This is a genomic window from Mycetocola sp. TRD_SC_2, from assembly GCF_055361225.1.
The window spans coordinates 2,145,800-2,158,286 of sequence record NZ_CM143954.1 but is presented as its reverse complement, the minus strand read 5'-3'; the positions used below and the strand labels follow the sequence as shown (position 1 = coordinate 2,158,286).

The following is a 12,487-nucleotide window of genomic DNA, read 5'->3' as shown; positions in this document are numbered from 1 at the left end:
ATTCGCGACGCAAGTGGGGTACCGTCGAAACCATGACTGATCCCGCTTCCGCGCGCCCGGAACTTCGGTACCCGCCGCTGCCGGAAGCGCTTCTGGTGCCGGTGTATGACAACCACACGCACCTCGACCCGTCCGTTACCTCGGGAAGGCCCGTCGCCGAGGGAGAACTCGGTTACCGGGAGCACCTCGACCGTGCGTCGAGCGTCGGTGTCCGCGGGATCGTGCAGGTCGGAACGGATGTCGACACCTCGATCTGGAGCGCCGAGACAGCGGCGATCGAGCCGCGCATGCTCGCTGCGGTCGCCATCCACCCGAACGAGACGCCCCTGCTCGAGGCCGAAGGCACCCTCGATGACGCACTCGCGATCATTGCTGAACTCGCAACACGGCCCCGCGTCCGCGCCATCGGTGAGACCGGCCTCGACTACTTCCGCACGGGGGAGGACGGGCGGTCGGCGCAGCAACGCGCATTCGAAGCGCACATCCAGATCGCCAAGGACAACGACCTCGCCCTGCAGATCCACGACCGTGACGCCCACGATGACGTCCTCGCCACCCTTCACCGGGTCGGTGCTCCCCGCAGGACCGTCTTCCACTGTTTCTCAGGTGACGCTGAACTCGCGCGCGAGTGCGCCGACAACGGCTGGTTCATGTCGTTTGCCGGGACGGCGACGTTCAAGAATGCGCAGAACCTCCGGGACGCGCTCGACGTCGCCCCGCGGAACCTCCTTCTCCTCGAGACGGATGCCCCGTACCTCACGCCCATGCCGCACCGCGGCAAACCCAACGCACCGTATCTCCTTCCCCACACCGTGCGCTGGATCGCCGGCTACCTCGGCACCGATCCCTCCATGCTCGCCGCCCAGGTGTCCTCGAACACCGAGTACGTCTACGGGCATTGGGACGACGAGCCCGTCACCTCTCCGCCGAATCCCTACGGCACCCCCGACCAGAAAGACGGCGAATGAGCCTCCTCGGCCCCGCAGAAATCCGTGACCTCGCCGAACTGCTCGACGTTCAGCCCACCAAAAAACTCGGACAGAACTTCGTCGTCGACGCCAACACCGTCCGCCGCATCGTCAAGGTGGCTCGGGTCACCGCCGGCGAGCACGTCGTCGAGGTCGGGCCGGGGCTCGGTTCTCTCACCCTCGGGCTCCTCGAGGCGGGCGCGAGCGTCATCGCCGTTGAGATCGACCACCGGCTCGCCGAGCAACTCCCGAAAACCGTCGAACTGATGCAGCCCGGTGCACCGCTCACCGTGGTGAGCGCCGACGCCATGCGGATCACCGAGCTCGAGGGCAACCCGTCCCGGCTCGTCGCCAACCTCCCGTACAACATCTCGGTGCCGGTGCTGCTGCACCTGCTCGAGCACTTCGAGTCGATCCGGGCCGGTGTCGTCATGGTGCAGGCAGAAGTCGGACACCGGCTCGCCGCCCAGCCCGGATCGAAGATCTACGGCAGCCCCAGCGTCAAAGCCAGCTGGTACGGCTCCTGGCGAACAGCGGGAACCGTCTCGAGGCAGGTCTTCTGGCCGGTACCGAATGTCGACTCGGTGCTCGTCGGCTTTGACCGCAGAGACGAGGCCATCGGTACGGAAGAGGAACGCGTTCTCACGTTCTCGATCGTCGACGCCGCTTTCCAGCAGCGCCGCAAGATGCTGCGCCAGTCGCTCGGCCAGCTGCTCGGCGGCTCCGCCGCTGCGACGGATGCCATGACGGCAGCCGGGATCGCCCCCACCGCTCGCGGAGAGGAACTCACGGTGCATGACTTCCTCGCGATCACTCGCCAGGTGGGCAGCCTCTGATGCTCGTTTTCCGCCGGCGAGCCCTGCCTGCCGCCCTGCGTTAGGTTTGTTGCATGACCGCTCCGCTCGCCCAGAAGTTCGCACACGCCCGGGCGCCTGGAAAGATCAACGTCTTTCTCAAGGTCGGCGAACTGATGGAGGACGGGTATCACGATCTCGCGACCGCGTTCCAGGCGGTCTCGCTCTATGAGGACGTGCGGGCATACCAGGCACCGGACTTCTCCGTGAGCTTCTCCGGCCCCATCGACACATCGTCACTCTCGGTCGACGGCAGCAACCTCGCCATCAAGGCGGCACGGATGCTCGCACGCAAGACCGGGTACCGGGGAGGTGTCCGGCTCGAGATCGAGAAGCACGTGCCCATCGCCGGAGGAATGGGTGGCGGGTCGGCCGACGCCGCGGCGACCCTCCTCGCCTGTGACGCGCTCTGGGGAACAGAGCTCTCCCGCGACGAACTTCTCGCCCTCGCCGCGAAGCTCGGAGCTGATGTTCCCTTCGCGATGACCGGAGGCACGGCCATCGGTACGGGGAAAGGCGACAGGCTGAGCCCGGCGCTCGCCAAGGGAACGTTCCACTGGGTTCTCGCCATCGCCGAGTTCGGGATGTCGACCCCTGATGTATACCGGGCGCTCGACGAGCACCGCGAACGTCACGCTCAGGACATCTTCCCCGCCTCGGTCCAGCCGACCGTCGACACCGAAGTGCTCCAGGCGCTCCGCGCCGGCGATGCCCGGCTGCTTGCCGATGCTCTTCATAACGACCTCCAGGCGGCCGCGCTCCACCTTGCTCCCGGTCTCGGCGGCATCCTCGAACTGGGTGAACAGATGGGCGCGCTTGCCGGGATCGTGTCCGGTTCCGGACCGACCGTCGCGTTCCTCGCACCGGATGCCGACACCGCCCTCGAACTGCAGGTCAGCCTCAGTGCATCCCGCCTTCATGTCCTCCGGGTCACCGGCCCCGTCCACGGGGCGCGGCTGCTTCACGACTGATGGTGAGGAGCCTCGCTCCCGGCGCTTAGGCTGGGAGAGTGGCCCATCTTCTCGGAGCGGAACAGCTCCACCTTGAATACCCAACCCGTGTGATCTTCGACTCCGTCACTGCGGGGGTGAACGAAGGCGACCGGATCGGCGTCGTCGGCAGGAACGGAGACGGCAAGTCAACGCTCCTCTCCCTCCTCGCCGGCAGGATCGAACCTGACGGCGGACGCGTCACGCGTCGCCGCGGCGTCACCGTCGGGATGCTCGACCAGCGTGACGAGCAGCCGGATGACCTCATCGTCTCGCAGGCGATCGTCGGAAACGCTGAAGACCACGAGTGGGCGGGAAGCGCCCTCATCCGTGATGTCATCGGCGGACTGATTCAGGACATCCCCTGGCACGCCACGATCGGTTCCCTCTCCGGTGGCCAGCGCCGCCGCGTCGCCCTCGCTGCTCTCCTCGTCGGTGACTGGGACGTCATCTTCCTCGACGAACCGACGAACCACCTCGACGTCGAAGGCATCGCCTGGCTGGCGAACCACCTCAAGAAGCGGTGGTCGCCGTCGAGCGGTGGCCTCATCGTCGTCACCCACGACCGGTGGTTCCTCGACGAGGTGTGCACGGCCACGTGGGAGGTCCACGACCGGCTGATTGAACCGTTCGAGGGCGGATACGCCGCGTACATCCTCCAGCGGGTGGAACGCGACCGGATGTCAGCGGCGAGCGAAGCGAAGCGCCAGAACCTCATGCGCAAGGAACTCGCGTGGCTCCGTCGTGGTGCCCCCGCGCGAACCACGAAGCCCAAGTTCCGGATGGATGCCGCGTACGAGCTGATCGAGAACGAACCGGAACCCCGCAACACCGTCGCGCTCGCGCAGATGGCGACATCGCGGCTCGGCAAGGACGTCGTCGATCTCCTCGATGTCGGTGTCGTGTACCCGGACCCGGAATCAGCAACCGGAACCAAGACGGTGCTCAAGGACATTGAGTGGAGGATCGCACCGGGGGAGCGGACCGGAATCCTCGGCGTCAACGGTGCAGGGAAGTCGACGCTGCTCGGTCTTGTCACCGGAACAGTTACGCCGACGAGTGGTCGGGTCAAGCGGGGAACGACGGTACGCATTGCGAGCCTGACCCAGCAGCTCGACGAACTGAAGGACGTTGAGCACGAGCGGGTCTCGACCGTTGTCGGAATGCAGAAGACCTCGTACGTCACCGGGGACAAGGAAATGACGCCAGGGCAAATGCTCGAAAGGCTCGGCTTCACGAGCGCTCAGCTCTCGACCCCGGTCAAGGACTTGTCCGGTGGACAGCGTCGCCGGCTGCAGTTGTTGCTCATCCTCCTCGACGAGCCCAACGTGCTCATCCTCGATGAGCCCACCAACGACCTCGATACCGACATGCTCGCCGCTATCGAGGATCTTCTCGACTCGTGGCCGGGCACGCTGCTCGTCGTCTCGCATGACCGGTACCTCGTGGAACGGGTCACCGACCAGCAATACGCCGTTCTCGACGGTCATCTCCGTCACCTCCCCGGTGGAGTGGACGAATACCTCGCCCTCCGCGCCGGGCAGGACTCTGCACCGCTCATCGCGCCGCTCGCGTCGGAGTCGTCCGGAGCGCCGCAGGCACAACCGAAACTCGGGGGAGCGGAGCTGCGCAACGCGCAGAAGGAGATCGCGTCGACGGATCGCAAGATCCAGAAGATGCGCCAGCGAATCGTCGACACCCACGAGATGCTCGCGGTTCACGACCAAAATGACTATGTCGGACTCGGCGAACTCAGCGACAAACTTCGCGGATTCGAGTCGGACCTCGTTGCACTCGAGACCCGCTGGCTCGAACTCTCCGAACTTCTCGAGTAGTCCAGGGGCACAAAAAAGCCGGCCTTCACGGTTTCCCGTGAAGGCCGGCTTCTCAAAGAATTACTGTCAGCCGAGGCCGACGGAGTAATAGTTTTGGTTACAGCGGGCGGATGTTCTCTGCCTGCAGGCCCTTGGGGCCCGTTGCGGTTTCGAATTCAACCTTCTGGTTCTCTTCGAGCGAGCGGAAGCCGCTGGAAGCGATGGCCGAGAAGTGAGCGAAAACGTCAGCGCTTCCGTCATCGGGAGCGATGAATCCGAAGCCTTTTTCTGCGTTGAACCACTTGACTGTTCCTGTTGCCATGATGATCTCCTTAGGAGTCTTGCGTGGATGACGACTGTCGTCATCCCAATTGCGGCGTACCTGTCCGCTCCTACAAGAAACGGCGGCTCTTCAGATGAAGGAACCGCCGTAAATCAATCACTGCGTAACACTACTACTGCGTTGACCACACTAACCCAGGCTGTGGCGAGATGCAAGCGAATCGCGCAATCGGCTGAGTATATGCCGTATCCCGTACTGTAATCGCTTCAGGGAATATGTCCTCACGTAGTCTCTGGAATATCCCGAGCATACGCTCGTCTTCATCACGGCTGGGAAGCCGGGCCTACCATTTTGGGAGGTGCCATGACGCTTACTGCGACTCTTGGCCCAGTACGAAAGACCACAACACGCATCAACGGGCTCGAAAACCCGACCACAACTTTCGCAGCGCTCCTCAAGACGGTTCGCGAGGCGGGCCTCCTCAAACGCCGCACCGGCTTCTACATGATGCTGCTCACGGGCCACGCGCTCGCTCTTGCCGGCCTCACGACCGGGTTCATCCTTCTCGGCGACTCCTGGTTCCAGCTGCTCATCGCCGCTGGCCTCGGCTACATCCTCACCCAGGTCGCCTTCGTTGCCCACGAAGCGTCGCACCGCCAGGTCTTCGAATCCGGCCCCGCGAACGACCGCCTCGGACGCATCCTCGCCGACGCCGTCGTTGGCATCAGTTACGCCTGGTGGATGACCAAGCACACACGTCACCACGCCAACCCGAACACGGTCGGCAAGGACCCCGACATCGAGATCGACACGATCTCCTTCATGGAGGAGGACGCGTCCAAGGCCAAGGGCTTCCTCGCTTTCATCACCCGCCGTCAGGGCTACCTGTTCTTCCCGCTCCTCACGCTCGAGGGTCTGAACCTTCACCGTCACGCGATCGTGAGTCTGATCACGACGGAGAAGGTCGACAAGCGCTGGCTCGAGCTCACGTTGATCACGCTCCGTCTCGGACTGTACGTCGCCGTTCTATTCACGTTCCTTCCCGTCGGACTCGCCTTCGCCTTCCTCGGCGTCCAGCTGGCAGTCTTCGGCGTCTACATGGGAGCGTCGTTCGCGCCGAACCACAAGGGGATGCCACTCATCGCCGAAGGCGCCAAGGTCGACTTCCTCTCGAAGCAGGTCCTCACGAGCCGCAACATCCGCGGCCGCGGAATGAGCTATTTCATGGGCGGACTCAACTACCAGATTGAGCACCACCTCTTTCCAAGCATGCCTCGCCCGCACCTCAAGAAGGCGCGTGAGATCACCATCGAGCACTGCAAGACAATCGGCGTCCCGTACACGGAGACCACCCTGGTTCGCTCCTATGCCATCGTCATCGATTACCTCAACCGGGTCGGGCTCTCAGCCCGCGATCCGTTCGATTGCCCGATGGTCAACCAGTTCCGCCGTCCATAACGGCACCGAAAACCCGCCGAATTCGGCACAGCGCCCGGTCTTTGACCGGGCGCTTTTTCGTGCCCAACCGGCGGTGGGGGCTTGTGCGCGCTCTACAACGCTGTAAAGATAATGCCGTCCACAAGGGAGTGAACATGAGCGACTTTCACCGTCTGTCCCGCCGCACCGTCCTGCTGGGCGGGGCCGCCGTCTTCGGAGGGGCCGTCCTCGGCCCCAGTCTCGTCGGCTGCTCTCCGCTCGGCGCCGAGGGTGCTCGACCGCTGAAGTTCTGGCATCTGCTCTCGGGCGGTGACGGCATCGTCATGGCAGGTCTCGTCGACGAGGCCAACGAAGCGAACCCGGAGTTCTACGCCGCCCAGACGGTGCTTGCGTGGGGAACGCCGTATTACACGAAGCTCGCGATGGCATCCGTCGGAGGCCGCGCGCCAGACGTGGCAATCATGCATGCGTCACGATTGCCCGGGTACGCGCCCGGCGGGCTCCTCGATCCGTGGGACCGCGACCTGCTCGAGGAGTTCGGCGTCTCGGAGTCCGACTTCCCCGAGAGGATCTGGGAGAAGGGGATCATCGACGGCGACCTGTTCTCGATCGCGCTCGACGCGCATCCGTTCATCATGATGTACAACACCGATGTCGCGGAGCAAGCCGGGGTTCTCGGTGACGACGGCCAGTTGGTGGAGATCACCTCGCCTGACCAGTTCCTCGAGGTCGCGCGGGCGATGCAGCAGGTCACCGGGCGACGAGGTCTGTCATACGGCTATCTCGGTGACGGTGCGCAGATGTGGCGATTGTTCTACACCTTCTACAAGCAACAGGGTGCGGAGATGAGCCTCGAGCCCGGTGAACCGGCACAGGTGGACGAAGAGGCAGCGGTCACCGCGCTCGACTTCATCAAGCAACTGCTCGACGGTGAGATCGCAGCGACGAACGGTGACTACGCCACTGCCGTTGCCGAATTCGTCAATGGCGAGAGCGGGATGTTCTTCACGGGAGTGTGGGAGCTGCCGACGGCAGTGAATGCCGGAATACCGTTCGATGCCCAGCCGATTCCCAACCTCTTCGGCACCCCAGCCGCGTACGCGGATTCCCACGCTTTCGTGCTGCCGCACCAGTCCGACCCCGATGAAGCCCAGAGGCGCGAGGTTTACCGGTTCGTGTCGAGCATCCTCAAGGGATCGTTCGACTGGGCCGGAGCCGGCCACATTCCCGCATACTTGCCGATCATCGAGTCCGACGGGTACGCGGACCTGCTCCCGCAGGCACATTACGCGTCAGCTGCCGACGTGCTCAACTACGACCCCCCAGCCTGGTTCACCGGGTCAGGGTCCGACTTCCAGACGTACTTCGCCGAAAACGTCCAGGGCGTCTTCCGCGGGGGAGACTCGCGGGAAGGCATCCAGGGCTTCGTCCGACGACTCAACGTTCTCCTCGCCAAACCCAACCCGGTCGCCTGAGTCAGGAGCCTGCCGTGTCAACATCCGCAGTTAGCAACCGCGCACAGGGAACCGGTGTCGCGCTCAAGGATTCCCGCCAGTCCAGGCGGCGAACAGACAACCTCGTGGGGTGGGCGTTCTTCGCCCCCTTCGGAGTGTTCTTCGGCCTGTTCCTCATTTGGCCGATCCTGTTCGGTCTCTACCTGAGCTTCACCGGCACGACCCTCACGGGGGCCGGTGGAGAGTTCGTCGGCTTCGACAACTATGCCGAAGCGCTCGGTGACGCCGACATGTGGCGCTCGATGCTCAACACTCTCTGGTTCACCGTGTTGTCGACGATCCCGCTCGTGCTCATCGCTCTGATCATGGCGTTGCTTGTCGATCTGGGACTGCCGGGGCAGTGGCTCTGGCGATTGTCGTTTTTCATGCCGTTCCTCCTGGCATCCACCGTCGTGTCGCTGTTCTGGATCTGGCTGTTCAACCCGCAGCTCGGCCTCATCAACGATATGCTCGCGCCATTCGGTGTCGAACCGATCGCCTGGCTGCAGGATCCGCAGTGGGCGATGCACGGCGTCGTCATCGCGACCGTCTGGTGGACGGTCGGCTTCAACTTCCTGCTCTATCTCGCCGCGCTCCAGAACATTCCGGAGCAGCAGTACGAAGCGGCGTCGATCGACGGAGCGGGCAAGTGGCGTCAGCTCTTCTCGATCACGATTCCGCAGCTTGCGCCGACCACAGCACTCATCGTGATCCTGCAGGTGCTTGCCTCGCTCAAGGTCTTCGACCAGATCTACCAGATGACCCAGGGCGGTCCGGCCGGAACGACTCGCTCCGCGGTCGTCTACATCTTCGAGACCGGCTTCACCGGATACCGCTTCGGATACTCGGCAGCGATCTCGTTCGTGTTCTTTGCCGTGATCATTCTCATCTCGATCATCCAGATACGCATCACCTCGAGAAGGGGGGCCCGGTCATGACCGCCGTCGACACCACCACCGCCCCGGTCGCCACAACCCCGGCGACGTCACGCAAGCCGGGGGAGCGTCGCTTCGGTGCGGGCAGGATCGCCGCGTTGATCGTGCTCATCCTGATGGCTGTGACCTGGTTGCTCCCGTTCGCGTGGGCCCTCGTCACATCGCTCAAGAGCGAAGCGGATGCCGGCGCGACGCCGATCTCGTGGCTCGCGCCCAACGGTTATACGATCGAGGCCTATGCGAACGTCCTCGGCGAGGGCAACATCCCGATCTGGGCGTTCAACAGCCTCATCAGTTCGGCCATCATCACCATCCTCACCGTCGGCACGTGCGCGCTTGCCGCCTACGCCTTCTCCCGGCTCGACTTCGCCGGGCGGAAGTGGCTGTTCTTCGTCGTCATCGCGTCGATCATCATTCCGCCCCAGGTGCTCATCATCCCGTTGTTCTACCAGATGCTCGCCTTCAACATGGTCGACACCTACTGGGGGCTCATCCTGCCGCAGGTGGTTGCACCGCCGATGGTGTTCATCCTCAAAAAGTTCTTCGATCAGATCCCGATCGAACTCGAGGATGCGGCCCGTGTCGACGGAGCGAACCGGCTCCGGATCTTCTGGACAATCGTTCTTCCGCTGTCCCGCCCGATCCTCTCCGCGGTCGCCATCTTCGTTTTCATCGCCGCGTGGAACAACTTCCTCTGGCCGTTCATCATCATCAACGACACGTCACTCATGACCTTGCCGGTTGGGCTTCAGACGGTGAAGAGCGCCTACGGAGTGCAGTACGCGCAGAACATGGCCATGGCTCTTCTCGCAGCGGCGCCGCTGATCATTCTCTTCCTCTTCTTCCAGCGACAAATCATCAAGGGAATCGCCACCACCGGTTTCGGCGGCCAGTAACAGGTGCCGGCTTTGGGCGGCACACGAAAGGACACCATGACATCGGCACGGATCACGCTCGCACGCGACTTCACGGTGGGCGATGTGCCCCGTCGGCTGTTCGGATCGTTCGTTGAACACATGGGCCGCTGTGTTTATACGGGTATCTTCGAACCCGGACATCCGGCGGCCGATGAGTCCGGATTCCGCACAGACGTGCTCGAGCTGGTTCGGGAGATGGGGCCGACCGTCGTTCGCTACCCCGGCGGAAACTTCGTCTCCGGGTACAACTGGGAAGACGGCGTCGGGCCGGTGGAATCGCGGCCACGCCGTCTCGACGGCGCGTGGCACACGCTCGAGACGAATGCCTTCGGCCTGCACGAGTTCATGGACTGGTCGCGTCTCGCTGATGTCGAGGTGATGCAGGCCATCAACCTCGGTACCCGGGGAGTGGACGCAGCCCGTGAACTGGTCGAATACGCCAACCATCCGAGTGGCACCTATCTGTCCGACCTGCGACGCAAGAACGGAGCGGAGGAACCATTCGACATCCGGCTGTGGTGCCTCGGCAACGAGCTCGACGGCCCCTGGCAGATCGGCCACAAGACGCCAGAGGAATACGGGCGGCTCGCCAAGGAAGCCGCGAAAGCCATGCGGTACGTCGACCCGACGATCGAGCTCGTCGCCGTCGGCAGCTCGAACTCCGGAATGCCGACCTTCGGTGAGTGGGAACACACCGTGCTCAGCCACACCTATGACGAAGTCGACTTCATCTCTCTGCACGCGTACTACCAGGAGCATGACGGTGACGCCGCGAGCTTCCTCGCCTGCGCCCTCGACATGGACTACTTCATCGAATCCGTGGTGGCGACGGCCGACGCCGTGCGTGCGAAAGGCCGGCACAAGAAGCGGATCAACCTCTCTTTCGACGAATGGAACGTCTGGTATCAGCGAGGCCTCAACACGGAAGACCAGCTGCACCGCGTCAGGGAATCCGGCTGGCGGGAGCATCCGCGCCTGATCGAAGATGAGTACACGATGACGGATGCCGTCGTCGTCGGCACCCTGCTCAACTCCCTTCTTCGTCACGGGGACCGCGTCCACATCGCGAACCAGGCCCAGCTCGTCAACGTCATCGCTCCCATCCGCAGCGAAGAAAATGGTCCCGCCTGGCGCCAGGCGATCTTCTGGCCGTTCGCGCGCATGGCGGAACTCGCGCGGGGGCGCATCCTCTCGGCATCCGTTTCGAGCGAAAAGATGTCAACCGCCCAGTTCGGTGATGCCGACATCGTCGACGTCAGTTCGACGTGGGACGAAGAAAACTCCCGCGTCGCGGTGTTCCTCGCCAACCGGAGTCTCGACGATGCGGCAGACGTCGACCTCGCGCTCCACGGGTTCACGGCGTCGGGGATTGCGCGCGCCGAAGTGCTGCAGGCACCGGATGGGGCGGACCGTCACGTGTCGAACGCGTCAGACGCTGAGCGCGTGCGGCTGCAAAAGCTGCCGGGCGTCTCCGTCGTCGATGGCGGCGTGAAGTTGAGCCTGCCCGCGCTGTCGTGGGCAGTCCTCGTCATCGACGTGACGGTGTAGTGCCCGTCCCCGACATATGTGGGGATTTCGTCGAAATGCGTTTGCCGAGGCGGGCGGCGGCGGGTCGTGTGGGCACGCGGTACTGATATCGAAGAATCCATGGATGCTTCATTCGTGCGCGAAATTTTCTGTTACGTGGCGTGACCCGACGCTTCGCGTTTGAAAGATTTCCCAGCTATTTTTGGAATGTGCCTGCGCAGACGCGGCGCAGCCTCCCTTCTCTCTCCGTTCTTGCGGATCGTTCGCTGTGCCCGCCCTCGCTCGCTTCCACAGCCGAGATATCACAAAGGATTCCCCGTGAAAAAGCACACTCTGAAGAAGCGCTTCCTTGCTTCTCTTGCCATCGTCCCGCTTGCCGCGCTGCTAGCCGGATGCGCCGGAAATGCCGGTACCGAGGCAGAAACCGAGACCGTACGCATCGGTGTCGCCGGCGCGAGCGACGAGTACTGGCAGACCTACGTCGAAGCGGCGGCAGAAGAAGGAATCACTGTCGAACTCGTCGACTTCTCGGACTACAACCAGCCGAACCCGGCACTGACCGAGGGCGAAATCGACCTCAACCAGTTCCAGCACACGATCTTCCTCGCGCAGTACAACGTGGCGAACAAGCAGGACCTCGTGCCGGTCGGCGCCACCGCGATCTACCCGCTCGGCCTGTACTCGACCAAGTACCAGGACGTGGAGGACATCCCTGACGGTGAGACCGTCGCCGTCCCGAACGACCCGACGAACCTGTCCCGCGGCCTTCTCGTCCTGCAGTCGGCCGGCCTGATCGAACTCGCAGACGGCGGAAGTGCCTACTCGACCCTCAACGACATCGACACTGACGCCTCGCGCGTGAAGGTGACCGAACTGGATGCCGCGTTGACCGCGACGTCGCTGCCCGACGTTGCCGCCGCGATCGTCAACAACGACTACATCCAGGACGCTGGTCTCGAGGCGACGGATGCTATCGCGCAGGACGATCCTTCGGACCCCAACGCGCTCCCGTACGCCAACATCTTTGCTGCCCGCGCCGAGGACAAGGACAATGAGACGTACAAGAAGCTCGTCGAGATCTACCAGAACACCAAGGCAGTGACCGACGGAGTGATCGAGAACTCGGGCGGAACCGCCGTCATGCTGACAACCCCGGTCGAGGAACTCGAGGAGTCGCTCGCGACCGTGCAGAAGCAGATCGAAGAGCAGGGCTAGAAGCACACCCAGCGAAAGTGCGAGCGGCGCCGGGGGAGACCCCGGCGCCCGTTCG

11 protein-coding genes are annotated in these 12,487 nt (G+C 63.6%); 10 read left to right on the top strand and 1 reads right to left on the bottom strand.

The window, feature by feature from the left end:
* Positions 1–32: 32 nt before the first annotated feature.
* Genes ACWA1Q_RS10345 through ACWA1Q_RS10330 form a run of 4 tightly spaced genes read left to right on the top strand, consistent with a single transcriptional unit; the run spans position 33 to position 4,646 of the window.
* Positions 33–968, top strand: a complete 936-nt coding sequence (locus ACWA1Q_RS10345) for a TatD family hydrolase (protein ID WP_463757165.1) — start codon at positions 33–35, stop codon at positions 966–968.
* Positions 965–1,804 carry a 16S rRNA (adenine(1518)-N(6)/adenine(1519)-N(6))-dimethyltransferase RsmA gene (rsmA, locus tag ACWA1Q_RS10340; protein WP_463757164.1) on the top strand — a complete coding sequence of 280 codons (840 nt, stop codon included), beginning with the start codon at positions 965–967 and terminating at the stop codon, positions 1,802–1,804. The genes ACWA1Q_RS10345 and rsmA overlap by 4 nt, the downstream gene beginning before the upstream one ends.
* A 53-nt stretch (positions 1,805–1,857) precedes the next feature.
* A complete protein-coding gene (locus ACWA1Q_RS10335) occupies positions 1,858–2,793 on the top strand; it encodes a 4-(cytidine 5'-diphospho)-2-C-methyl-D-erythritol kinase (RefSeq protein WP_463757163.1) in 936 nt (311 codons plus the stop codon).
* Between the two features lie 38 nt (positions 2,794–2,831).
* Complete coding sequence (locus ACWA1Q_RS10330; protein ID WP_463757161.1) at positions 2,832–4,646, top strand: ABC-F family ATP-binding cassette domain-containing protein; 1,815 nt, start codon at positions 2,832–2,834, stop codon at positions 4,644–4,646.
* A gap of 97 nt (positions 4,647–4,743) precedes the next feature.
* Here ACWA1Q_RS10330 and ACWA1Q_RS10325 read toward each other — a convergent pair whose 3' ends face one another.
* On the bottom strand, positions 4,744–4,947 hold the full coding sequence (locus ACWA1Q_RS10325) for a cold-shock protein (protein WP_090712708.1): 204 nt from the start codon (positions 4,945–4,947) through the stop codon (positions 4,744–4,746).
* 324 nt (positions 4,948–5,271) lie between these two features.
* On the opposite strand from ACWA1Q_RS10325, the gene ACWA1Q_RS10320 reads away from it, so the two are divergent.
* The 6 genes from ACWA1Q_RS10320 to ACWA1Q_RS10295 all read left to right on the top strand — a co-directional run bounded on the left by ACWA1Q_RS10320 (position 5,272) and on the right by ACWA1Q_RS10295 (position 12,432).
* Positions 5,272–6,366, top strand: coding sequence for a fatty acid desaturase family protein (locus tag ACWA1Q_RS10320; RefSeq protein WP_463757160.1), 1,095 nt, complete (start codon positions 5,272–5,274; stop codon positions 6,364–6,366).
* A 134-nt stretch (positions 6,367–6,500) separates the two neighbouring features.
* Positions 6,501–7,820 carry an extracellular solute-binding protein gene (locus tag ACWA1Q_RS10315; RefSeq protein WP_463757158.1) on the top strand — a complete coding sequence of 440 codons (1,320 nt, stop codon included), beginning with the start codon at positions 6,501–6,503 and terminating at the stop codon, positions 7,818–7,820.
* 14 nt (positions 7,821–7,834) lie between these two features.
* Positions 7,835–8,776, top strand: a complete 942-nt coding sequence (locus ACWA1Q_RS10310) for a carbohydrate ABC transporter permease (protein ID WP_463757156.1) — start codon at positions 7,835–7,837, stop codon at positions 8,774–8,776.
* Positions 8,773–9,669 (top strand): carbohydrate ABC transporter permease, encoded by an 897-nt coding sequence (locus ACWA1Q_RS10305; protein ID WP_463757154.1) that lies wholly within the window; start codon positions 8,773–8,775, stop codon positions 9,667–9,669. The genes ACWA1Q_RS10310 and ACWA1Q_RS10305 overlap by 4 nt, the downstream gene beginning before the upstream one ends.
* Positions 9,670–9,705: 36 nt before the next feature.
* Positions 9,706–11,238: an arabinosylfuranosidase ArfA gene (gene arfA, locus ACWA1Q_RS10300; protein WP_463757153.1), complete on the top strand. Its 1,533-nt coding sequence runs from the start codon at positions 9,706–9,708 to the stop codon at positions 11,236–11,238.
* A gap of 297 nt (positions 11,239–11,535) precedes the next feature.
* On the top strand, positions 11,536–12,432 hold the full coding sequence (locus ACWA1Q_RS10295) for a MetQ/NlpA family ABC transporter substrate-binding protein (protein ID WP_463757151.1): 897 nt from the start codon (positions 11,536–11,538) through the stop codon (positions 12,430–12,432).
* Positions 12,433–12,487: the final 55 nt, after the last annotated feature.

Excerpts from the sequence above, each read along its gene's own strand:
- ACWA1Q_RS10315 (WP_463757158.1), top strand. The coding sequence starts at position 6,501 with ATGAGCGACTTTCACCGTCTGTCCCGCCGCACCGTCCTGCTGGGCGGG.
- rsmA (WP_463757164.1), top strand. The coding sequence starts at position 965 with ATGAGCCTCCTCGGCCCCGCAGAAATCCGTGACCTCGCCGAACTGCTC.
- ACWA1Q_RS10320 (WP_463757160.1), top strand. The coding sequence starts at position 5,272 with ATGACGCTTACTGCGACTCTTGGCCCAGTACGAAAGACCACAACACGC.
- arfA (WP_463757153.1), top strand. The coding sequence starts at position 9,706 with ATGACATCGGCACGGATCACGCTCGCACGCGACTTCACGGTGGGCGAT.
- ACWA1Q_RS10305 (WP_463757154.1), top strand. The coding sequence starts at position 8,773 with ATGACCGCCGTCGACACCACCACCGCCCCGGTCGCCACAACCCCGGCG.
- ACWA1Q_RS10325 (WP_090712708.1), bottom strand. The coding sequence starts at position 4,947 with ATGGCAACAGGAACAGTCAAGTGGTTCAACGCAGAAAAAGGCTTCGGA.
- ACWA1Q_RS10345 (WP_463757165.1), top strand. The coding sequence starts at position 33 with ATGACTGATCCCGCTTCCGCGCGCCCGGAACTTCGGTACCCGCCGCTG.
- ACWA1Q_RS10335 (WP_463757163.1), top strand. The coding sequence starts at position 1,858 with ATGACCGCTCCGCTCGCCCAGAAGTTCGCACACGCCCGGGCGCCTGGA.